This is a genomic window from Chryseobacterium sp. KBW03 (genome assembly GCF_003852415.1).
GTDB lineage: Bacteria > Bacteroidota > Bacteroidia > Flavobacteriales > Weeksellaceae > Chryseobacterium > Chryseobacterium viscerum.
This window is the reverse complement of record NZ_QAJO01000005.1, coordinates 232,636-256,997: the sequence shown is the minus strand read 5'-3', so window position 1 is coordinate 256,997 and position 24,362 is coordinate 232,636. Positions and strand designations below refer to the sequence as shown.

18 protein-coding genes are annotated in these 24,362 nt (G+C 35.1%); 11 read left to right on the top strand and 7 right to left on the bottom strand.

Annotated elements, in window-relative coordinates; translation table 11 throughout:
• Positions 1–91 precede the first annotated feature (91 nt).
• Positions 92–940 (bottom strand): sialate O-acetylesterase, encoded by an 849-nt coding sequence (locus DBR39_RS12670; RefSeq protein WP_124533618.1) that lies wholly within the window; start codon positions 938–940, stop codon positions 92–94.
• Between the two features lie 2 nt (positions 941–942).
• On the bottom strand, positions 943–1,497 hold the full coding sequence (locus DBR39_RS12665) for a TetR/AcrR family transcriptional regulator (RefSeq protein ID WP_124533616.1): 555 nt from the start codon (positions 1,495–1,497) through the stop codon (positions 943–945).
• A gap of 287 nt (positions 1,498–1,784) precedes the next feature.
• Here DBR39_RS12665 and DBR39_RS12660 point away from each other — a divergent pair, with 287 nt between their 5' ends.
• From DBR39_RS12660 to DBR39_RS12625, 8 genes are all read left to right on the top strand, one after another.
• Positions 1,785–3,584 carry a hypothetical protein gene (locus DBR39_RS12660; protein ID WP_124533614.1) on the top strand — a complete coding sequence of 600 codons (1,800 nt, stop codon included), beginning with the start codon at positions 1,785–1,787 and terminating at the stop codon, positions 3,582–3,584.
• Positions 3,585–4,957: 1,373 nt separating this feature from the next.
• Positions 4,958–5,215: a hypothetical protein gene (locus DBR39_RS12655; RefSeq protein ID WP_124533612.1), complete on the top strand. Its 258-nt coding sequence runs from the start codon at positions 4,958–4,960 to the stop codon at positions 5,213–5,215.
• A 356-nt stretch (positions 5,216–5,571) separates the two neighbouring features.
• A complete protein-coding gene (locus DBR39_RS12650) occupies positions 5,572–5,841 on the top strand; it encodes a hypothetical protein (protein ID WP_124533610.1) in 270 nt (89 codons plus the stop codon).
• On the top strand, positions 5,838–7,382 hold the full coding sequence (locus tag DBR39_RS12645) for a T9SS type A sorting domain-containing protein (RefSeq protein WP_124533608.1): 1,545 nt from the start codon (positions 5,838–5,840) through the stop codon (positions 7,380–7,382). The genes DBR39_RS12650 and DBR39_RS12645 overlap by 4 nt, the downstream gene beginning before the upstream one ends.
• A 4-nt stretch (positions 7,383–7,386) precedes the next feature.
• The gene (locus DBR39_RS12640; RefSeq protein WP_124533606.1) at positions 7,387–11,064 is read left to right on the top strand and encodes a DUF5977 domain-containing protein; all 3,678 of its coding nucleotides are present in this window, start codon (positions 7,387–7,389) and stop codon (positions 11,062–11,064) included.
• An 11-nt stretch (positions 11,065–11,075) separates the two neighbouring features.
• Positions 11,076–14,756, top strand: a complete 3,681-nt coding sequence (locus DBR39_RS12635) for a DUF6443 domain-containing protein (protein WP_124533604.1) — start codon at positions 11,076–11,078, stop codon at positions 14,754–14,756.
• An 11-nt stretch (positions 14,757–14,767) separates the two neighbouring features.
• Entirely contained in the window at positions 14,768–15,277 is a 510-nt protein-coding gene (locus tag DBR39_RS12630; RefSeq protein ID WP_124533602.1) for a hypothetical protein, read from the top strand.
• Positions 15,278–15,397: 120 nt separating this feature from the next.
• Entirely contained in the window at positions 15,398–15,847 is a 450-nt protein-coding gene (locus DBR39_RS12625) for a ribonuclease E inhibitor RraB (protein ID WP_185147180.1), read from the top strand.
• A gap of 356 nt (positions 15,848–16,203) precedes the next feature.
• Here DBR39_RS12625 and DBR39_RS12620 read toward each other — a convergent pair whose 3' ends face one another.
• On the bottom strand, positions 16,204–16,392 hold the full coding sequence (locus DBR39_RS12620; protein WP_124533598.1) for a hypothetical protein: 189 nt from the start codon (positions 16,390–16,392) through the stop codon (positions 16,204–16,206).
• Between the two features lie 270 nt (positions 16,393–16,662).
• Between DBR39_RS12620 and DBR39_RS12615 the strand changes: the two genes are divergently transcribed.
• The 3 genes from DBR39_RS12615 (at position 16,663) to DBR39_RS12605 (ending at position 19,900) form a co-directional block, all read left to right on the top strand.
• A complete protein-coding gene (locus DBR39_RS12615; protein ID WP_124533596.1) occupies positions 16,663–16,950 on the top strand; it encodes a hypothetical protein in 288 nt (95 codons plus the stop codon).
• A gap of 360 nt (positions 16,951–17,310) precedes the next feature.
• On the top strand, positions 17,311–17,757 hold the full coding sequence (locus tag DBR39_RS12610; RefSeq protein WP_228447829.1) for a hypothetical protein: 447 nt from the start codon (positions 17,311–17,313) through the stop codon (positions 17,755–17,757).
• 28 nt (positions 17,758–17,785) lie between these two features.
• A complete protein-coding gene (locus tag DBR39_RS12605; RefSeq protein ID WP_124533592.1) occupies positions 17,786–19,900 on the top strand; it encodes a S8 family peptidase in 2,115 nt (704 codons plus the stop codon).
• Between the two features lie 81 nt (positions 19,901–19,981).
• Here DBR39_RS12605 and DBR39_RS12600 read toward each other — a convergent pair whose 3' ends face one another.
• The 4 genes from DBR39_RS12600 to DBR39_RS12585 all read right to left on the bottom strand — a co-directional run bounded on the left by DBR39_RS12600 (position 19,982) and on the right by DBR39_RS12585 (position 24,356).
• Complete coding sequence (locus DBR39_RS12600; RefSeq protein ID WP_124533590.1) at positions 19,982–20,791, bottom strand: hypothetical protein; 810 nt, start codon at positions 20,789–20,791, stop codon at positions 19,982–19,984.
• 43 nt (positions 20,792–20,834) lie between these two features.
• Entirely contained in the window at positions 20,835–22,172 is a 1,338-nt protein-coding gene (locus DBR39_RS12595; RefSeq protein ID WP_124533588.1) for an SMODS domain-containing nucleotidyltransferase, read from the bottom strand.
• Complete coding sequence (locus DBR39_RS12590; protein ID WP_124533586.1) at positions 22,159–23,364, bottom strand: SAVED domain-containing protein; 1,206 nt, start codon at positions 23,362–23,364, stop codon at positions 22,159–22,161. The genes DBR39_RS12595 and DBR39_RS12590 overlap by 14 nt, the downstream gene beginning before the upstream one ends.
• Before the next feature lie 524 nt (positions 23,365–23,888).
• Positions 23,889–24,356, bottom strand: a complete 468-nt coding sequence (locus DBR39_RS12585) for a hypothetical protein (protein WP_124533584.1) — start codon at positions 24,354–24,356, stop codon at positions 23,889–23,891.
• Between the last annotated feature and the right edge of the window lie 6 nt (positions 24,357–24,362).

Here is a 24,362-nt window from a genome sequence, read left to right as displayed (position 1 = left end):
TTAAGCTTAATAAAAAAATCCAATATCGAAAAGATGTTGGATTTTTTAAGGTTGACAGTTTATGTTGAAAATAATAAAATAGAATGTTCTTTTACTCTTGCCCAATTGCTGTTAACCGGGCTAAATAATCTTTACTTTCAATATTCCCGATTGCGAATTCGTGTTCCAGAAGTTTAATCTTTTCTGTCTTGGTATAATGACGGTTATAGATGATGTCCAATATACTGGCTTCATCCATGATAGGATCTAAAAAGGTCTTAAGATCACGGTATGCATGGTAATATCTTATTCCTAATAATCTTTGTGAATGAGCATTGAAATGAACCCCATCAGGGTTCGCCGTAAGCCCTTTTGCACTAACAAAATAACAGTTTTTATGAGATTGGGCAAAAAGCTCCAGTTCCTTATTGACCAAGGGATAATGAGTGAAGTACTGACCAAATATTCCGCTTGATAAATAATCTCCTAAGCCTCCAATGATAAGCGGAACTTCAGGAATATTTAATTCTTTTCGCAAAGCATCAATAATTGCAGAAAACTTTTCCTGGTATCTGCCTGCCTTTTCAGGAGAGCAGTCACTTTCACCTTGATGCCATAAAATCCCTTTGATCTCGCTTGTCCGCTGGGCAAGTCTGGCTTGTGACACTGCGTTTTCAAATAAAGCACCCTCTATAGCCCAGTCATCAAGGCTCGTACCTCCATCCGCGCATGGAATCAATCCAATTTCGTTTTGTTCATTATCCAGTCTCCAGGAAGCAGCAAATGAGGCGGCAAGACCGATACCTGAACTGGGACGGTCATAGTTAATAGGCTCAGACATAATCTGCCATAATCCGTTTCTCTGCATTTTAATATGCTCATCAAAGATAGGAGGGACTTCATTTGCGTAGCCACGTCCAGCCATATTGGACTGACCTATCATTAAAAAGGAATGTATCATTTTTATTTATTTAATTGTAAGCCTATGCTTCTGCTGAATGAATTCCAGGCTAGTTTTTTTACTTCATTGGGAGCAATATCTCCGGATCTGTACGCGGTGATGGTTGCCGTAATAACGCTGGTGAATAGAATTCTTATCCAGGGTAATGGCAGCTGGTTATCTATCAGTTGCTCTTTTTGCAGTTTCAGTATTGCATCGAATAAACCATTTCTTGCTTTTAAATAGTCCTTACTTATTTCAACTTCGTAAGTAGCTTCCACTTCATTCAGTTTAATTAAAAAGGCATACTTCGTTCCACTGTCAATGCCGGCATATAACAGATTCTCCAGCTGTATGATGGGATTGGTAGAGCTGTTACAGGCTTTAATAGCTTTTTCTTCCCAAGCGGTCATCATATTTCTGTTGCAAGCTTCCAATAGTTCGTTCCTGCTTTTAAAGTATCTGTGCAAAGTTCTGCGGTTAAGGTTACAGCTTGCTGCGATCTCTTCAATTGTTGCCGAAAAATTCTCGTTTAAGACTATTATGGCTGTATCAATAATTCTTTGTTGGGTATCCATTATTTTTAATTGCCTCAAATTTACGACAAATGTCTCAATATTGAGATATTTATTTTTTGATTTATCAAATCGATGCTTGTCTTTCCTGCGGATTATAAAATTTTCATCAATTTTGTTTATAAAATTCTAAAAGCTTGCTGTTTATAGAAAATGATCTGCGTTTTTAAATCAATCGACTTAAAAATTTGCTTACATTTATTTTTTCACATTAAAAATATATTATCATCTGTTGAGCCTTTATTGGCTTATAAATTGATAGTACAAACCTTATTGAATTTTGATTATTAATGAACAAGTCAGCTATAGTTTTAATTTTCTTTTTAAGTGGTTTTTTTTCTTTAAAAGCACAGGAAAAAAAGGATTCGCTTTATTATAAAATAGAAGAATTTTCAGATCAAAGAAAAGTTACCAAATTTATTCACCGCCTCATATTCCGAAGAGAGGCGGATTCTACCTCCGTTAAGTCCCGGACTGAAAAACTGTCACAGGAAACCTATAACAAAAAATACATCAGAAAAATCCGGATAGAAACCATTGACCCTTTCGGATACAGTTCAAAAGATAATAAAGAAAGATTGAAGTGGTACGACTGGCTGACAGATCATCTCCACTCCAAAACAAAAAATTCTACGGTGAATAATTATTTACTTTTTGAGGAAGGTGAACAATACAATGCTCAGAAACTCTACGAATCCGAACGTTTGCTCAGAACAATGCCTTTTGTAAACAGAGTTAATATCAGTGTTTCCGACAGTACTTCCAGTAAAGATTCCATTGATGTGGTTGTAAGAGTTCTTGATTCCTGGAGTCTGAAACCGAGAGTCAGCTATTCCGGAAGCAAAATCGGATTGGGCGTTACTGAAGAAAATGTATTGGGATTGGGTCACACATTTGATTTTCTTTATAGAAATGATTCCAAAGAAAGACAAAATTATGTTCAGGGAAGTTATACCGCATATAATCTGTTTGGTTCTTATATCAATGCCCAGCTTCTTGGGGAGCGTGATTTTTTGAGGAATGAAAGAATCAATTTTAATGTCCGAAGAGACTTCTTTTCACCCCTTACGAAATGGGCAGGTGGGTTTACTTTTGAGTATTTTAAGCGAAATGTTTTACTTCCGATAGAAACAGATACTACTTATCCTGAAGTTCAGATCAAAGCGTACAGCCAGGATCTATGGGGTGGTTATCAGATTCCCGTTTCCTCTGGTGCAAGCGAAAAAGTGTCCAGTAATATTGCCATCATAGGAAGGGTTCAAAACTACCAGTATAAAGACAGCCCGGAAATCGACCAGTATAAATATTTCAAGTCTTACAACAGTTTTCTGATGTCTGTAGGATTTATCCGCAGGAACTTTTCAGTTCAAAAGAATATTTTTCAATATGATCTGCCGGAAGATGTCGCCTATGGTAATTCGGTGAATATTATCGGTGGAGCATTATCAAGAAGCAGTAATGTGAAGCCTTATGTAGGGATTTCTGCATCTTATGGGGATTTTACACGCCTTGGGTATTTCACTGTGAAAGCTCAGTTCGGAAGATTCTTTAATGAGGACAGCCAAAATCGTGAGTCATTCCGCCTGGATGGGACTTATTTTACCAATCTTATGGACTGGAAATTTGCCAAAGTGAGACATTTCTTTTCTCCGACTTTAGCGTTAGGAAATCCACAGCATAATTATTCTTATATCGACCGGATCAATCTTTCTTCTGCAGATGAATTTCCGGTGTACAACTCGGATTACATTGGAACTAAAAAACTGGTTTTAAGATATCAGCTTCAGCTGTTTATCAATAAGACCTGGAAGAATTTCCATTTCAGTCCTTATCTAACAATGGCTGCAGGATGGCTGGGGATGCCGGATGACAAACTGCTCAATACAAAAATGAACACCAAAATAGGAGTTGGTGTCTTAATTAATAATCCGTTTCTGGTTTTCAACAGGATTCAGATTTCATTTACCTATTATCCCCGTGTTCCTTTTGATAATAATTCAGTCTTTGATTTCAACAGCAACCGAAATAATCTTTTACCAATGAACAGTTTCGCGACAGAGGTTCCGCATTTTGTGAATTTTGGAAACTGATAATGAAATAGAGGAGTATGTAAGAAAGAATGCTGATAGAAGATTTTGGTAATAGAAAAGTCAATACTCAACCAGGAAGTTATCATAACTTTTACACTGATTAAGTATTGACTTTTTTTATTGTATTGTTGAGAATTACTTTCCGATACAGAACTTGGAAAATCCTTGTTTTCAGTGGTTTGTCACCATTGAGGGACATATAAGGGATAAATTCACACAAACCAATAATAACTGTTACAAATTTACGGATTTTATAAAAATGAACAAAATATAATAGAAACAAGTTTTATTATTTCCCATTGTAATTCAAGAATTTATTGTCAATTTCTAACGAAGTAACATTGTCAAAAAGAAGGGTTTTATTTTGATAATTTGATAATAACAAACTATGCTCATTTCATGCAGTTTTTCAAATTTACAGCTCTCTTCAAACTAACTATTTTTGAAAAGAAAGGGACAAAATGCTCAATTTTAAAAAACTTTTTTTTGTAAAATACTGTAAATCAAATATTTAAATTAATATCGAGTGATTTTATAACTAACTGAACTTAAGGTAGTTGCGGATTGTAATTTATTTTATTTTAGCCAAAAATATCTTTATGTCGGTGGTGAAATAATTGGTGAATTCACTACCTATATTGGTAATTAAAGAATGTATTTAATTTGGGATGATGAAATGTTTGTCAAAAAGTAAATGATGTTTTTGCTAATATTTTATAGTCACGTTTTGTCCTACATTCTGTTGATCACTCGTAAATTAACAATATATATTTTTCCAATTTTTAAGATATAATGAGACAGTCTATTTTTAACGGGTCATTATTTCTTATACAATCATAAAACTGTGCTTGATTTTTTTATGCAATGTTTGAGCTAAGTTGCGGATTGTAATTTATTTTATTTAAACCAAAAATATCTTTATGTCGGTGGTGAAATTATTGGTGAATTTACCACCTATATTGGTAATTAAAGAATGTATTTAATTTTGGATGATGAAATGTTTGTCAAAAAGTAAATGATGTTTTGCTAATATTTTATAGTCTCGTTTTGTCCAACATTCTGTTGATCACTCGTAAATTAATATTATATATTTTTCCAAATTTTTACATATAATGAGACAGTCTATTTTTTTAATGGGTCCTTATTACTTATATAATCATAAAACTGTGCTTGAATTTTTTATACAATGCTTGAGCTAATATAGAATGATTTTTTATCGAATCTTGAATATGTGAAACTTATGGCATAATTTGGCATTCAGAAGCTTTATAGGTAATAATATTATAAGGTAATACCTACAACAATTCATATTATCTTACGTTTCAAAAAAAGGAAAACATACTAAATTCAATTTATTAATTTATTTTGCTATTATGGAAGATACGATAGGTTCAAGTTTTGAAAGTACCGCCGGACAAATTTTTAGGATCACATATAAGAATAGAGATTTTCAGATTCGACTTTTAAAAAGAGGAATTTCAAAAGACGACACCGAAGTAGATCTTCTACTAGATGGAGTAATTCAAAAACTTGTTAATAGAGATAAAGCTTGGTTTTTTGAAAACTCTGAGGCGGATCAAGAACTTGCTAAAGATATATGGAGGGCTATTTCATTACGCTATCGATTATAAGATCGATAATTCCTTACGGATCTCTGTAAAATAAAGATATGTATAGTAGTCCAATTTATACAATTTTGTACGCACATTCTTATTTAAGCTGTAAACCCCTAATTATCGGGGTTTTTTAGCTTTATTTTATTCCTATTAAATATTAAAGAATTCAATATCAACCTGATACCGTGAAAACACCCATTAAAAATATGGGGTTTTCCCCCATACCGGGTATCGATTTTTTTTATAATATTGCCACAATACCGCTAAGAAACCAGATGTTGATTATTTCTACCTGTATCGTATAATAATATGATGCATAGAGCTTTATTTTCATAGGTTTCCTAGCACTAACCAAAAACATTTTATAGCCTATGAAAAGAATTGATTTTTCCAGAGTCATGCTCTGTGCGTTTCTTTTGGGATCTAATTTAGTCCTTAGTGAACTGGTCTCAATAGAAGAGGAAAATGCATCGCAAGTCGATCTAAAATGCCTTCATCCACCAGAACTTCAGTTTGCAAATATTTTGGTTCTTTATTGTGGTATGAATAATAAAATCGGTGTAAATATTTTTCAACCGATAAAAGATCACTACCAAACTTCTAATATAGTTACGCTCCTTAAAAAAAATCCATTTACATGAAAACTACAATTATTTGCACATTTACATTGTGCATGGCAATTTCATTGTGCGGTCAAAAACTGCTTTGGCAAAAGGATATAGTATCATCCACTCAAAGTTTTCTAAACCAAGTTACAGTTACACTAGACGGGCAATATTTGGTTTCCGGAAGCACCATTCAGCTTGAAAATTCAAATTCAACGAAGAATCAGCAAAACAAGGGTTATGATTTCCACCTTATCAAACTTAATCAGAATGGAGAACAGATCTGGGATAAGTACCTCTCTGGAAACAATCACGATTATTTATCATCTACTATATCGACGCAGGACGGTGGATTTTTTCTTGCCGGCACCAGCTATTCCACTAATGGTTTGGATAAGAAAAATGATTCAAAAGGGGGGGCGGACATCTGGATCTTACGCCTTAATGAATTTGGGGACGAACTATGGCAAAAAACCTTGGGAACATCTTTAGATGAAGAAGCGAGGGCAGTTATTCAAACGACGGATCTGGGATTCTTTGTTGCAGGAAATATATTAAGGTCTTCAAAAGGTTATGGTTCCAAAGATGTCTGGATCACAAGATTGGACAAAGACGGAAATGTCGTTTCCCAAATTATTTTAGGAGGAAAAGGTTTAGATGAAGTTGAAAAAATGATTCCTACAGCTGATGGAGGAGCATTACTCGGAATATACTCTCGAAGTAATGCAAGCGGAATGAAGAAAACTGAAAATTATGGAGAAGGAGATTATTGGGTGATCAAAATATCTAAAGATAATAAAGTGGAATGGGAAAAGAACTTCGGAGGAAAAGCGGATGATCATGTCAGAACGTTGGCTTTAACATCAAATGGTTTTATCATTGGTGGAGAATCCAGATCAGAAAGATCAGGTAGCAAAACAGTAGGTACCGAGGAGGGAACAGACCTATGGTTGATTTCTTTAAATGAAAGAGGTGATGAGCAGTGGCAAAAATCCTACAATTTCAAAAACAGGGATATTCTTATGAGTATGAGTGTACTTCATTCCGTAGACGACAGATCTGCGAAGGGAATTTTACTTGGCGGTTATACTCAGGCCGAAGGAAGAATAGAAAAAGACGATGAGACCTTCTGGATGTTGTATTTAGACGTTAACGGCAATGAACAGTGGAGAAAGTACATCACAGGAGAGTCAAGACAAAAAGAAGAAAGACTTTCAGATTTGAAACTGAACAGAGATGGTTCTATTATCCTGGCGGGAACCAGTGCTACAGAATTAGGCAAAGAAAACTGGAAGATTGTAAAGCTTGGAGATAAACAAGTTGACCAACTTATTGAGAAATACGATATCAAGATTTACCCGAATCCAGTTTCAGATTATGCTTATGTAGAAATCGGCTTTGATTTTAAGGATGCAGATATTCTGTTATATGATATGAGTGGAAGACAGCTCCAAAGTATTAAAACTAAAAACAGCGTAACTAAGATCAATACCCAAGCTTTAGTTCAGGGAGCGTATCTAGTTACGATAAAAACGGATGCAAACAAATCCGCAAATGCCAAATTAATCAAAAAGTAAAATGATGAAAACACTATTTTCTACGCTATGTTTTTCAATCGCGACAGTATTTTCTGCCCAAACTTCAACAGATGCTGTATTTGATGCTCCAATTGATAATAATCCTTTTCGTTCCACCAATGTAAATTTGGGGTCTGTAAATACTTATACCGGTAGAGCCGATACTTCTATTCCTTTGTATACTATAAATTTTGGTGGAATCGAAATTCCTATCAGGTTGCAATACAATGCGGAAGGAGTTCAGGTAGACCAATACGCAAGCGAAGTTGGTTTAGGATGGACTCTTTCTTCAGTAGGGGAAATTTATAAAGAGGTAAATGGAAACTATGAGGATAATGAAGGTAGGGATAATTGGAAAGCCTATTTAAGGATGCATGAACCACCACAACCATTTCCAACCGATTTTCCTGATTATTACACTATCAATACACCTAACTTATCTGGTAAATTTTTTATTGACAGGGAATTCAAAGTAAGAGAAATTGAAGGCTATAATACAGCAAACATAACTTTTCTCAGGTCACAGCCTTTGGAGGAGGAAGCTTTAAAATATGGTGTAGTATCGAATCGGAAACGGATACAAGATTGTCCAATGCCCCCCGCGGGTCCGTTTGTATACTATCATTTATTTACAATGACAGGAAACTGCAATTCATATACACCAGGTAACGATTTTGACACTCAGCAAGTTAAAATAAATAAAGACAAGTTCACTTATACCTTTTCAGAAATTGAACGAATTGCAATTAGTACAAATACAAAGGATGTTAATTTTAGAGGAAGTGCACTGGGGTCCAGCACTACCAATATGAGTTTCAATACTGGATTAAAATTATCAGAAATTAAAGATAATACTACGAAGAATGTCTTACAGGTTACTTACAAACCTTTAGCCAGAATCAATGAAAATGTTAAATATGACAAAGTATGGGATAAACTTATTCGAAGGGTAGATAACGGCTCTGTCACAAACTACTTAAGAGCAATCAAAGAGTTTGATGTGACAACCAAAGAAACCTATATTAAAAAACTGCCGTCCAAAATCAAGACAAATGATGCAGAGATAATCTTTAATTATGAAAATCTTAGGGAGGATAAAATTACTAGGAATATGATCCTTAGTGAAATACCACTCGCTCCTGATGTTGAATATATCGGCGAAATTTGGGGACAATCTATAGTGAACCCTTTCGTTAAGGAACCCCTTTTAAAATCAATGCTGATTAAAAATAATCTGGGTCAGATTGTAATGCAGTATAATTTCGTTTATAGCTATTTTGATTCAGGCTGTGGCAATGCTGATGTATGCAAAAGACTTAAACTCACTGCAGTTGAAAAAGGTTATGGAGAAAATAATCTTAATAAGGAAATTTATAAGTTAGATTATTATGAGGATATTAACCTTCCTAAAATTACATCTTTAAATAAGGATGTCTTTGGATTCAAAAATGACATCATAGAATCCTCCATAAAAGATTCTTATGGATTTCCAGTAAGACCATATGTTTATCAATATACAGAAACTAGAAATAATATTAATTTCTCTTATTTCTCCCCGCTAAAGGTTCCTTCGCTCAATCCAGTAATGACATCTGGCCAATTTGAACAGGGAATTTCAGGATTGGAAAATATCCGTGCATGGTCCTTAAAAAGTATAACATATCCAACTCAGAGCGTCCAGTCCTTTATTTATGAGCCACACGAGTTTAACTGGAAAGGATCTAAAATTAAAGGTGGTGGTTTACGTATCAAAGAAATAAATTTGATAGATCCTTTTATTAATAAGACTCTTACCACAAAGTATACTTATGGAGATGGGCTGGTTTCGAGCCTTCCAATGGTTGCAGGAGATGAAGATATTGCACTTGGAGGCGTTCCGGTTGGGGTTAAATCAAGCGTATCACGTTCTTATAGTACATTGGTTACTAAATCGAAAGGAAGTTATGTTATTTATCCTACTTCAAGAAAAATAGATCCAGATGGAGGTTACTCCGATTATAAGTTTAGCAGTTATTCGGACTATCCAGAGATTCAAAGTTATAAATGGCAGATTTCCGGAAACAATGTAGACATGGATATGGACAGTTATCTGTTTTCTAAAACAAGCCTCGCTTCAAAGATGTTTAATTATGATTATTTACGAGGAAATATCGTAAACACAAAGTTATATGATAAGTTAGGTAATATCGTTAAAGAAATAGCAAATACTTATTCAACCACAGAGTATGTGGGGCCAAATCTTGTAGAACCTGGAGTTTACCCACGAACACGGATTTTATTCTACCCAACTGCTTCGACTTTAGATGCGAACTTTATGGGGGCAACTGCTCAGTATACGCATTCTTTAATTAAGCGTAATAATATTTCCAATATTATTGAAAAGAATTATTTGTCTGGTGGTTTAGTTCAAAGTTCCAAGAGCTTAACGTACACAGATCGCTTTAATCTTCTTAAAAACATCACCTCATCAGGACCTGTAAATAATGACACGCAAATTAATAATTATGCTTTTGAGAGCACTGATCAATTAATTAATACAAATGTAGATTATGAGCAAATTAAAATCGGCCATGACAAAAAGAATGGCAGTGACGAGGTAGAAAAAACCAAAACAACCTATTCAACAACTAATGGACTTGTACTTCCAAATGCGATTTATACGTACGATTATGCTATGAATGATTGGGATAAAATTCTATCATTTGACAAATATGATAGTAAGGGAAACATTTTGCAGATAACAGGTGCTAATGGACCATCAGTTATGGTCTGGGGGTATAATCAGAGTAAAGTTATTGCAAAAATAGTAGGAGCAACTTATGGCGAAGTTATGAACGCATTCGGGCTTGACCCGCAGAGCAATTCCTCATACTTACAGCTTGAAATCGTTAAAAAATCCAATTTGGATGTTGATGAAAATACTGAAAACCAGTATTTGTCAGAACTATCAACATTTAGAAATAGTCCCAATTTAAAGAATTTTCAAGTAATTACCGACGTTTATGATCCTTTGGTTGGCTTAAAAGTTAGAACGGATGTTTCTGGTTTAAGCTCAAAAAATATTTATGATAATAGCAATCGAATTACCAAAGTTCTGGACAATGAAGGCAAAACATTAAGTGAGTACAAATATAAATATGCCTCGGCCAGATTTTTCAATGCTGAACAAAGCAAATCCTTTGCAAAAACCTGTGGTAGCAGTGCCTTCGGAAGCACTATAAAGTATACAGTTCCAGAAAATACTTATTCTTCAACTTTTAGTCAGGCAGATGCAGATAATCAAGCTACAAATGATATTAATGCAAATGGGCAGAATTTTGCAAATAATAATGGCACTTGCACACCTTTTTCATGTTCTATCACTCAAGGCCCTTCTATTAATTGGCATTATGGTACTATTGGAATTTACCCAGGATCTGGTCTGAATTTTAGAATTAAAATGGAATATGTTTTCAATTCAGGAATGAGCTGGCAGAGTGGAAACGGTGTTCTGGTAGGTAAAATTGTTGGAAATTGTTTATCTCCAAATGTGAGGACCAGTTCCGCTTATTCCACCGGAGTGTGGGGAATCACGGTTCAGCCAAATGGTGAAATTTATGTGAAATTTGTCCCTGGGGCAACCTTTGTCCTTCCGCCAAATAATACAGTTATCAATTTAGACTTTGCACTTTCCATTAATTAAAAATTCCACAGATGAAAACATATATTTTTAGTCTGCTATGCCTTCTTTTAGCCATAGCTTCTGCAAATGCACAAACAGGATTGTCGGATACGGAAAACTATATTTATTCTAAAGAATGTCTGGACTCAACCTGTGTCAAAAGCTCTGAAACCGCAAAATACTATGACGGTTTTGGTAAGCTTCGCCAAATAATTGCGATAAAGGGTTCACCGTTAGGAAGGGACGTTGTTCAGCCGATTGTTTATGATGGTTCAGGAAAGAAAACAAGAACCTACCTTCCTATACCGCAAACAGGGTCAACAAACGGTTCAATTTACGCTCAGTCCTCAAGTCTCACCGCGTTTCCTGTGAATGATGCAAACAATTTTTACGCTAATGAGAAGATCTATTCTGAAAAAACTATAGAGAGTTCTCCTCTGAATAGAGTCCAACAGCAGGTACAAATGGGAAATGACTGGACAAGTAAACCAGTTATCTTAGCATATTCTTCGAATTCTACTTCTGAACAAATTAGATATTTTAAAACATCAACTTCATGGACGAATGGTGTATCCGTTACCACTTTAATTGATGCTGGATTTTTTCAAGCTTCCCAGCTATTTAAGAATAGTGTTAAAGATGAGGATGGAAATGAAAAACTAACTTTTAAAAATACTAAGGATCAGATAATCTTAGAGCGAAGAGGAGATCCGGGAAACTTTTCTGATACTTACTACATCTATGACAAATATGACCGTCTGGTTTATATAGTGCCTCCATTAGCAAGTCGGGAAACAGATATTAGCACTAATACTACTAAACTCGCAAATCTTTGTTATGAAAATAGATATGATGGTAAAGGACGTATTGCTGAAAGAAAGCTTCCGGGTAAAGGTTGGGAGCTAATTGTTTATGACAAACAAAATAGACCGGTGGCATTTCAGGATGCAGTTTTAAAAACAAAGGGACAGTGGTTATATACAAAATATGATAGTTTTGGGAGAATAGCTTTTACTGGTATTTCGACTGGCGGTGAAAGGAGTGCTGAACAGTCAAATGTTGATGCTTTAGGTCTTAATAATGTAAAAAGAACCCCGAATATATTCTTCAACCGTGAGGGCATGGACGTCTTTTATGATCCCAATGGAACTTATCCGACTGGCGGATGGATAAAACTTCTGTCTGTGCAGTACTACGACTCTTATCCACCATACAGTTTTAACCCACCTTTTCCAGTTTCAATTTTAGGTCAGCCTGTAATTACTGAAATGCAGTCCGTCAGTACTAAGGGAAAAGCAACTATGAAGCTTGTTAAAAATATCGAGGATGATAACTGGACAAAAAACTATGTCTACTATGATTCGAAAACAAGAGTTATAGGAACTTATTCAATTAACCATTTCGGAGGATATACCAAAAATGAACTACTATTAAGCTTTGCGGGGGAAAAGCTTAAAGTTAACACAATACATCTTAGAAAGCCGGGGGAAGTTGCTATCTCAATAAGTGAACGTTTTGTATATGACAATCAGAATAGGTTGAAACGTCATTATCATAAGGTCGGAAGCAAAGCAGAAGAGCTTCTATCTGAGAAAACATACAATGAAATTTCCCAGCTTGTTAATAAAAAAGTTGGTTATGATCTTCAAAGTATCGATTATGGTTACAATATCCGAGGTTGGCTTACTGACATTAACAAAGATCAAATGACTGTCACTGACCTAGGCGGCAAGTTATTGTCTTACAAGATCAAATACAATCAAAAGGATGGTATTACCAATCCTGATCCTTCACTTTTTCCCGGAAAGGACGTAAAACCTAAATTCAATGGAAGTGTTTCAGAAATAGACTGGAGAGCTGTAGAGTCCATTGGATCTAATCCCCCTCTAGTCCCAAAAAGGTATGGATATGCTTATGATAGCCTAAATAGGCTCTCTGCTGGATATTATCAGAATCCACTGAACCCCTATAGTAGAGAAAATACAGAATCATTGAGTTACGATGTTAATGGAAATATTACCAATATGTATAGGACATCTGTAACAGAAAATTTAAACACTACGGCAACTGTCATCGATAATCTTACTTATGTCTATAATGCCGGCAATAAGATATCAAGTATAACTGACAATACAGGAAATCCGGCAGGTTATGAAGGAGGTGGCGGAAGTATTGACTATGACTTAAATGGCAATATGTTCACGATGGCTGACAAAAATATAAGCCGAATTACCTATAACCACTTAGATCTGCCCAGTAAATTTGAGTACGGAACTTTAGGGGTTCTTGGTAGTCAAAATTATCTATATGATTCCGAAGGTGTCAAACTGCAAAAATCAGTTCCTAGATTCGAATGTGGAATTATTAATTGCTACACTACGACAGAAATAACAGATTACCTCGATGGCTTTCAGTATCAAAGCACAGTTACAAGTAATGATGGCGGTGGAAGTGTTGAATTGCGATCTACTCTGGAAAAAGCAAAATATGCCTACGAGAATCAAGCATTTAGCATTGATGATACTGATACCAGGCTAAATCCCCCTCCGGTAACTGCTGAAGCAAAAAATTTAAATTTACGATTCTTCTCCACTGACGAAGGGTTTTATGATTATCAAAATGATCAGTATATTTACCAGTACAAAGATCATCTGGGTAATGCCAGAATAAGTTTCATCAGAAACAGCAAAGGTGCTCTTCAAATTGTCGATGCAAATGATTATTATCCTTTTGGGATGAATCATCTGCGGACTGGAAATTCGTTTTTTGGCGCATCCAGCTTTAAAAACTATAAGTTTCTAGGAAAGGAATTGCAGGAATCAGGCTTCTATGACCTTGGAGCACGTTTCTATATGCCTGATATTGGAAGATTTAACTCGCATGATCCTTTAAGCGTAACAACTCTTGACCCCTATGGCTATGCATATAACAATCCGTTGTTTTACTCCGACGCCACAGGACTAAGAAGTGATCCGATTAACGGTGGAATGGAGATCGGTGGACCACAGGGATTAGATGGTCCAGGTGAAGATCCTAAACCTAATGAAATTGGTGGGGCTAATAAACCTTATCTTATCCCAGAAGTTGTTTTGAATGCACCGATTCGTGCAATAGCTTCAAATCCAGGCTCCATCATGCCTTCAAATTGTTCGGTTTGCTATGGTGGAAGAAATGATCTTTCCAACCTACAACAGAACATGCAGAATGCGGCAATAAATATGGCCGTAAGGATGGCAAATTATAATATTCCCACAATTGGGCCAATACCTGATTCAAGAGGTAAAACTGAAATTCAGATGCTAGTTGCAGAAAACCCGCTAGTACAGGATGCAGTTGTGGGAGCTGTGACAGCCGGAGCTGGAAGCCTGATTGCGCGTAGTTTAAGAAGCGCACCAATAATACAGAAATCTTACTCTGTCTATTACGGTATTGACGCAGCTGGTAGTATAAAATACGTCGGGATAACAAATAGAATTCCTGCACTGCGTTGGGCAGAACATGCTGCTGCTGGAGGAGAAAGGGGGGCTCTAATTTTTCAAGAATTAAATGGGGCCTCAAATTTATCTAAATCAGGGGCACGGGTTATAGAACAGAATTTAATTAATCAATATGGATTACAAAAAAATGGCGGGCAATTGTTAAATAAAATCAATTCAATCGCTCCAAAAAATTGGAAAAATTTTGAAGGAATAATTTCGCCAACAACACATTAGATAAATTTAATATGGCAAAACGAGTAATTACAAAAATTGGAGACATATTCTCTGTAGAATTAGACAATGGAAATAAAAAATTCTTCCAATACATTGCAAACGACCTTACCCAACTAAATAGTGATGTGATCAGGTCCTATAAACAGGAATATTTAAAAGATCAAGTACCTGATTTTAAAGAATTACTTTCAGGAGAAATTGATTTCCATACCCATACTCCAATTAATATTGGTGTGAAGCAAGGCTTATTTAATCCTGAAGGTAACTATGCTGTTTATCCTAATATAAATAGTGTCCTTTTTAGAGGGACTAATGATGCCGGCCATGGCCCAGGAAAACCTCAGGTTTTTATTTCTGAAGACTGGTACGTTTGGAAGATTAATGACAAAAATTTTAAAAATGTTGGAAAATTGAACGGGGAAAACCGTAACGCTGAAATTGGTGCTGTTATACCTCCTCTCATGGTTGTAGAGCGCATAAGAACTGGAAAATTTAATTTTGTTTATCCTGACTTTCAATAAACAAGTATATGTAATTTATTCACCCCTGCTTAGGCGGGGGTAATATTAAAATTCTTTGTTCTATTTAATGATACTCAATATCTGAGTATTAAAATGGAGTCGAATGTTAAAAATAAATATATGCGTAACCTAATTTTAATCTTAACTGCTGTCACAATTAATTTTTCGTGCAGTAAGAAGAATGATACTCAAATTATTAACCCACCTAATATCATCACCACTGCTCAGGCAAATTCTAACTTGCGAAAACCAGATTATAAATTAATTTCTAACGCTATAAACAACCTATATAGAAACGGTATTGTTGAAAACTCAAAACACAAACTTGAATATTACTTTTATTGTTCCTCTGACAGCAAAGCAAACAAGGTGGTATCTAATCTAAAAACGATGACATATACTTCAGAATATCATCGTTCCATTGATAATAAAGAATTTGTAATTACAGGTCTTACCTCGCCTTTGTCGATTAATGAAAAACAGATATATTCTTGGAGTGAGGCAATGTATAAAATAGCTGATAATTGCGAGTGCGAATTTGATGGTTGGCAAATGAGCTTTAAAGAATGATAAGCAAATTGCGGAAAAAACAGTAGATTTAAAGTAAAAGAACTGTTCTTTCTAAGGAACTTGAAAATCAAGGTATAATTAGTGTCCAAGTAGTTGTACCATATTTAAGCAAGCGTATTATTGATGCCTTTAATGAAAACCAGATTATTTGGTTACAATAAAATAGAAGTCGGGTATTTCAAAATAGATCTGAAATTCTCGTAATATATGTTGATGTGAATGTTTTTGGGAACCACCGAAAGGTGGTTTCTTTTTTTACCTTTCAAAAATTAAAAATGATTAACTTTAATCGTGGTAAATCATTGACAAATAATTACATGGGTAATATTTTTGAAAATATAATAATTGAAATTATATCAGAATGTGTAAAAATTGCTGTATCTGAACATACAGTAAATGATCAACAGATATATCGGCTGATCTTTTCCGATGATAGATGACCTCTTGTAATTACGCATATTTCCACTTTGAAAAATAATCGCTTTCGCAGGATATTGCTCATAAAATGCTCCATTTTGCAGCAATAAATTCTCATCAGTGATCATACTAATAATATTTATGGGTCTAATAAACATCTTAGAATAAAATCGGTCTGTTAGCAGTACAAATATCAAAACGTTTGAAACTTTCCTCTAGGTACTACATTAGCTGTCATCTTTTTTTTCCAAAACCTACTAGTCTGTATTTTATCGGAAATGATAAAACAAAAGGAAAAGCCATACGTTATATACTTTCCATGCTGTTTGTGGTTTTTATGTGCATACCAACGGTTGTTAGGTTTTTATCGAATTGTTAAATTCTTTAATACTAGAGATATGAATGGAATAATTTTTCAGCATAGTAAGGTCTATGTCGGATGTTCAGCTAAATTTTTATTCAATCCAGATCCGGATCAAAGGTCGATTCCTGCAATCGCTGAATTTGAAGGTGGTGAAAAAGCATATGCTGCAATTGATGAGATATTTTCAAATGAAGTAATTATAAGGTTGGGTGAATACTCAACAGGTGACGGCATCAAAGTCCCAGAGAAAATATGGCGTTTGAGATACGATAAAACTGCTGATGATTGGAAAATTGTAGAAGGTTTATCGCCACAATTCTAAATCAATTTTAACTATTTACATAATAGGATTATTAAATGCCATAGTCAAGTCAGCAAATTAGGACCAGAATCACATCTTCGCCACTAGGAAGATTAAGTAATCATCCCGATGTATTAACGGAAATGTAACACTTCTTAGAATATATTATTTTCTTTACAGGTATTTAATTTTCTTTTTCAATCTAATATTCGTAATTTAATCATATAATTCATCATTGATTGAAATAGAGCTGTAGCATTTCCCGGTCTTCAACCGTTACCTTTAAAAATAATTATAAACCAGGTCATTCCTGTCAGTTAGCAGGTATGGACAAAATTGTTACTCATTTATTAATTTATAGCCATGAAATTATTCAAAACAATGTCAACGTTAATTATTGCATCTTCTTTTTTTCTGGGATGCTCAAAAAGTAATGACGAGAAAATAGGTTGTACCTTTCAGATTACGCCAGTTTACCTTGATTTTAATGTCATAGGTGCTCAATCGGGCAAAGATCTATTTTTCTCTACTGCGCCCACTTACCAAATAAAGGATATCTATTTTTTTAAGGTAAAAGACACAGCTAAAAAAGATACTATTCGGCCTTCCGTTGAAGGAACCGGAACTGAAAGATCTTTTAAAATCTCACCCGATAATAAACTTTTGGCGGATACACTCATGATGCATATCGGTGAGACACCAGCAGATAAATTGGTGGTGAAAATGAAAAATTCCGATGGCCCATGTTCCAATCCGATTGTAGGTGAAGTGCTACTTAATGATGTTAAATTGAATTACGATAAAGGCAAAGTCCAGCTTATGAAATAATTTTTTAACCAAATAAATCAATATTATTATGAGAAATTTATCAGAACTATTAAACGAGACGCGCAGGTACTATTATTATAATGGAAAAAGGGTTTATATGGATGTTGACCCAAACCTTTTACTTATTACCTTTAAAGAGGAGAAGGAACCTGAGCAACAGATCCAATTGTTAAATGCATTTGCCAAAGACTCTTCTGTATTTAAAAATCTAGATGCTGAAAATCTGTCAAAAGATAAATATGTCTGGGTTACATTGGATAGAGAAGCAGCTTTTATCTACAATTTCTCTAATGATTTTGATCAACCTGAAATAGAAAATATAAGTCAGGTATTTATTGGGGAAGCCAACACGAAAATGGGGTTAACACCTCAGATCTTGGTACAGATAGAAAGAAGATTTCAGCTGGAAAATGTTTCAAAGCTTTACGAAGAATATGGGGTAAGTAAAACAGAGGCAATGGGAGATGATATATATCTATTGACCTTGGATTTAAAAGGGAACCTCGACCCAATGGATATAGCTAACATTTTCTTTGAAAGTGGATATTTTGCATTTGCAGAACCTAACTTCTTCCGCTCAATTAATACGCTAGTTTATACGCCCAATGATCCTAATCTTTCGTTGGAATGGCATATTCCAAGTATAGGAGCAAACAGCGCCTGGTGCTGGAAAAAGGGAGAGAATATTAAAATAGGTATAATGGATGTAGGAATCAACACTTCCCATCCCGATCTTCAGGCAAATCATGCAGGTAGCTACGACCCCACAGGTAGACCACTAGGAGCCGATGGACATGGAACACCCTGTGCTGGATGTGCCCTCGCAGTGGGTGATAATAATATCGGGGTTGCAGGTGTTGCTTTCAAATCACGCCTTTACCAGATCCGGGTAGGCTATAATCCCACAAGTAATCCTAATAATCCTACCTTTTCTTCCCTTGATTCATGGGTTGTCGGTGGAATGGATTATGCTTTTAATAATGGCATCGACATTATAAGTGCTTCAATAGGATTAGGAAATCCGTCTAGTTCTCTTGATACTAAAATTAACAATTTTACAATAAATGGCAGAGGTGGAAAAGGTGGTATTATGCTCGGAGCCACGGGCAATGACGGAGGGCTTTCGCCTATTCATTACCCCGCCCGTCACGCCAATGTTTTCGCTGTAGGATCATCAGATAGCAATGGCGTCTTATCAACCTTCTCGAATTATGACGGATATGTTGAGTTCTTAGCACCTGGTGAAAGTATTTTTACAACTATTTACGATGGTAGTTATTGGTATTTTTCAGGTACTTCCGCAGCTACTCCAGTGGCAGCAGGTTGTGCAGCACTGATATTATCAGCTGTACCTTCAATGACCCGTGTTCAGTTGCGCGATGCAATAGATTTTAATTGTGACAAAACTCATGTTGCTACTGGTGTTAAACCTACCGATAGAACATTGGAATATGGTTATGGTGTAATAAATGTAGCTAACTTTTTTGCTTCGTATTACAGTATTCAAGGTTCCACCCCCTTTTGTGGTTCACAATCGCAATATAATGTTGCGAACCTACCAGCTGGAACAACTGTGACCTCTTGGAACTCTAATAATCCAAATCTTCCAGTCAATGCGGCAGGATTGGTAACAAACCCAAGTGGTCAGGCAGGACGTACAGTTTTAACAGCTAACTTATCTAATACTTGCACAGAACCTCGACAGAAAGTTGTAGTTGCAGGTTCGTATCCCCAAGAAGTTTGGGCGGTATCCTCAAATCCTGCAGATGTACTGACACGATACTGGGCAGACGGAAACAACCCAAATAGAACACTTGGTATACTAAAAAATTATCCTAGTGGTGTGCCCCCAATAACAATCCTATTTGGATATGCCCCCTCAGTCGGGAAAACAACACTTAATCCTCCTAATACCGCGACACTTTATTTTGATAACCAGGGTTGGTCAGACAGTAACAACGGGGTAACATCAGTGGAGGTTATTTCAGCACCTCCAACGCTTACTGTTTTTCCTTATTCTAATGCTATGTTAGTGTATACAACAGGTGATCCCACAGGTATTTTAGAAGTAAAACTGGGTCTTCCTTGTGGACCAGTTAATGTTAAGTTTTATCTTACTGGTCTTCCCAATCCGTGGTCTTAAAAACAGCCATTCTTCTTAAAATTTATAAATATTAAAGGGCAGAAATAAATTTCTACCCTTTTTCATTTCTTACATTTGGCCTTATGGATTCTCATAATGTACTTTTTTCTGCATTTTGATGTGTTTTAATAAATAAGTATCCAAGAGATAAAGTTGAGTATCTTCATTAACTCTGGTTCGTTCATAATATTGAGTGTTTGTAAATTTAAGGTAGTTCAAAAAACCTTTTAAGGGCATTTTTTTTAAAGTAGCATATCTTTCCAATACATACTTAGCATATTTTTTTTTGATAACAACATTGTCTTCAGCAAATTCCAAAATAAAAAAATCATGCGTGTGATCTCCCTCATAATCTTCGGATAAGAAACCCGCTTGTTTAAGTTCAGGAATTATTTTCCTAAACCGCATTTCTCTGCTGAAGAGATTTCTGTCCAATTCATATTTGATAACGTCAACTTCTACTACTGGTACTTCCAGAAATTTAGCAAGACATAAACGATGCTGACCCCCAATTGTAAAATAATGATTTCCATACTGGACAACTGTTTTTGCTTCTTCCGCTAAATGTATATGATGAATTACTTTCACTTTAGTTGGGAAATTATCTATGACACGATCTAGCCTTCGAAGATCAGTAAAAAATTGCAGCCAATGATAACGCCAATCTTTAGGTTTGTACATGATGCAATTGTACCCATAAGAATAATCAATTCCGCAAATTTTCGCAGGATCTATTTTTTCTTTAAACGTCCCAGTTTGTCTAAAGAACTGTAAATGACGGATATGACTGAAATGGACTACTACTTCACCATACCAGTCCTGCTCATTAAAATTAGGGTTTAAGTTTTTCAACCATTTTATTCTTTCTAGATCTGAATATTTATATGCCATTAAAAGGATCTTTTATGAACTTAATACTTACACATTTAAAACCTTAAATTACAAAAACTGATTGCCTATCTTTTGCAACGCAAATTCCATTTTTTACAATATAACATTCGACATAATGGTTTCCCCAGAAGCTGGTTGGCTCCGTTCTCGTATCAAAACCCTTCTCGATCTGACCACGTATACAGTCATTTTTTAATGCATCATCTCCGCGGTTCAGTACTTTCCAATAAATATCATATGGTTCCGGTACGTTGCATCTAACGGAGAATACAACTGATCTTTTTTTCTCTACTCGACCGCCTCTTTCTGCAAGAGTAAACGTACGAAAGCCATTCTTCTTTGTTACTCTGCCAGTTAATTTAACTTTATAAGCAGGGTTAATCTCCAAAGCAATATTTTTGTCAGCAAGCGTTTGCTCTGTATCTGTGAATTCCACATAACTGTTGTCCGTCATTTGCTTAACATTTGAACTTTCAGTTTCAGCCTTTTTAAACCCTTCACCGAAAATTGCCTTCCATTTTGCCAAGCTGGAATTTAAATCTGGATCTTCGTATGCATCTATTATTTTATCAGCATAATACATCATCTTATTTCTGAAAATTGCCCAACCGTCCTGATCCCACCTGTCTCCAAAGTTTTCCCCTGTTTCCCCAGGATCATCAATGGTTGGCATATAATAATGAGATGAAACATAATTTTTCAGCTTCTTCATTACAGTATATAAAGTAGTAGGGACATCATCATAACATTTAGGATCTTCCATTAGTGCTACATCATCAACCTGCATCCCTAACAAAGTGTTGAGAATAATTGATTTCACAGAAAAAGTCTTTTTGTAATCCCTCAAATATTTTATGATTCTTACAACCTTGACAAAGTGGTGTTTCGTGATTCTTCCTCTTTCATCTAGCCATTCGGTAAATTTTTCAGGGTCAGTTACTTCAAACCTATCCTCATGTCGGTTCGTTACCCATTTTTTATCATTTCTTTCAACAAAAGGTACAACATCCATGTGAAAATCATTCGCATAGGTAATAGTAACACACCTCGATTTTCTGCTAACTTTATTTCTGTAAATTGCGCTATCTCGGAATAAAGAATATAAATTTTCTACGTATTCACATGGCTTCCAATCCTCAAATTCCTCCACAAATAATAAAACGTCTGCATCATATTCATCATAAGAATTTACTGGCTTAATAATAGTCTTATGGGCATATGAACCTTGCGGTATTACATCAATGAAATTATCCTGAAATAATGTGCTGTTTTCAAGAAAATTTGTGATTGCTTCTGTTCGTTCATCCAAATTTTTGATCCTGGTCGGGTTTAAATTTACCTCTTGCTCTAGAAAGTTTTTAAAGTATTTAATTAGTTTCATGAATATTGACAGTTAGGGTTGGTAAATAGTCCTTTCCGGTAAAATCGTAAATAAGTAAAGAAGGGTGAACATTTCTCATAATTCCCCTTCCGCATGCAACTGCTGCTAGAATAGGTATAGCTGGAAAGACATGGATTGAATCACAGCCTTTATGGTCTACTTCCAATTGACTCAGAAATTCATGATATCTCCTGACAAAATTTTGATACGTCTTTTTTGAATTAAAAATATTCCGATTTGGGATTACAGAAGAGGGTTTGATGACATAAATATTCGATTTATCTACCAAAGTTTGCGGCAACCTTGCATTGTCAACACTACCACTTATGCTTAAAATCAATATCACATCGTCTGAATCAACTTCTTGAATTTTACTTATTTCAAAATCAATATTTTCATCCTGATCAATCCAGCCCCATGTTTCTTCTTCACCTCTGTGTTTTTGATACAAAGACATCGGGATTTTGTCGCCCAGTTTATATCCCAAATAAACTAAAAGTGGAATTCTAGCTATAGCAAAAACTGAAAGATGCCTTATTGATCCTGAACGGATTCCTTCTTCAAACTTGCTAAGTTCTCGATCTATTGTTTTTTGTCCGAGACTCCAATATCCGTCCCAATCTTCTTCTGGCTCAGGAAGTTTGGTAAGGTCAATTTCAATGCTTTGTTTATCAAAGCTATCTATAAACACAGCAGCACGATTTTCTTCCTTGAAGACAACATCCAAAGCATGCCTTTGTGACAATTCAACAGCAGTTCCCCGTATATTTCCAAGCATTCTTAAAACTACAGTGTCTGAATCTTTGGGCAAATTTGTAAGATGGTGAATTCTACTTTCATGTTCCTTTTTTGTTGCAATTAGTCTTTCAACCGTATAATCATTTATCATTTTGGCATCATCGATTTTTTTATGGTGTTCAGGACATAGAAGAATCAAGTTAGTTTCAAAGTTCCGTTCTTCCTGCGGCATGGATGACAAGCCTCTTGGTGATCCTTTTTTATTCGTCCAACCAACGATATGAGCCATTTCTCCAAGGTTGATGCCAGTTTGAAGATCAATTAAATACCTGTTGCACATTGCACATCTGCCTCCAGACCTAACATATAGTTTAAATTTCTCATCTTGTTTGATAGGTGGCCGATCTTCAATTATAAAATTTTCAGTTTCAATTCTGAGTTTTTTCTTTGCCATAAAGGTTAATAGTTTTTCTTAAAAATACTAAAAATATTAGATATAATTTGAATTTCCTACTAAATATGAAAACACTTTTTTTAAGGACTTTTATGTCTTATTATATGTTTCTATAATAAGTTGGATGCTTATTAAATATGCAATTGTGTGCTTTGTTGATTTTAATTTTAATGGCGTCTGTATTTCTATAATAATAAGATGGTTCCTTGATTAAAAATTTATAAATCTTGTCCGGAACCATGTGCATCTGACCAACAAATATATATTGTGGTTGATCATGGCTTTAATGGTTTAATTTTACGAATGTTATAAACTTCTTTATTAAGGATTTAAATGGAAGCAGCAACGTAGAAGTGAAATTGAGAAAGGAGGGATGTTTCCTGAATTTTAATAGACCAAATGAACATTGTTGCTATAAGCATTCAGTTATCAGTCCTAATATGGGAGAAGTAACGTTTTTTTAATCTGTAAAGCGGTAAATCACAAAGACCACTGATTTGTGGTCTTTGTATATCTTAATGCGACTATTTTTCCAGCTGTAACTTAATAGGTTTAGATCTTAAATCTACAGGTATGTTTTTTCCATTTAAAAATAAGTCGGAATATCCAAGGCTACCGCCATTTTTTTGAACCTTAACCTTAATTGTTATATCATCATAACCTTTAACTTTTAATATGCTTTCAGCATACTCATTATTTTGTGCTTCTACATTTGCAAACACAATCAACATCTTCGCCTGCCCATCATTTACAATATTCATATTCTTTGGAAAATCCAGGTTTTCATGATTTTGAAGGACTTTATCACCAGTACTTGTGACGTAATATAGATCCAGATCAGCTATTGTCAACTTTGAATTAAGGACATTTACACCATTCTCATCTACTAAATTTAGCTGAACCTTGTCATATAGGTTTGTTTGCTTAGCTTCCTCTTTCTTACATCCAAAGAAAGAAAGAACACTTACGATTATTAACAATAACTTGTTCATATTGAT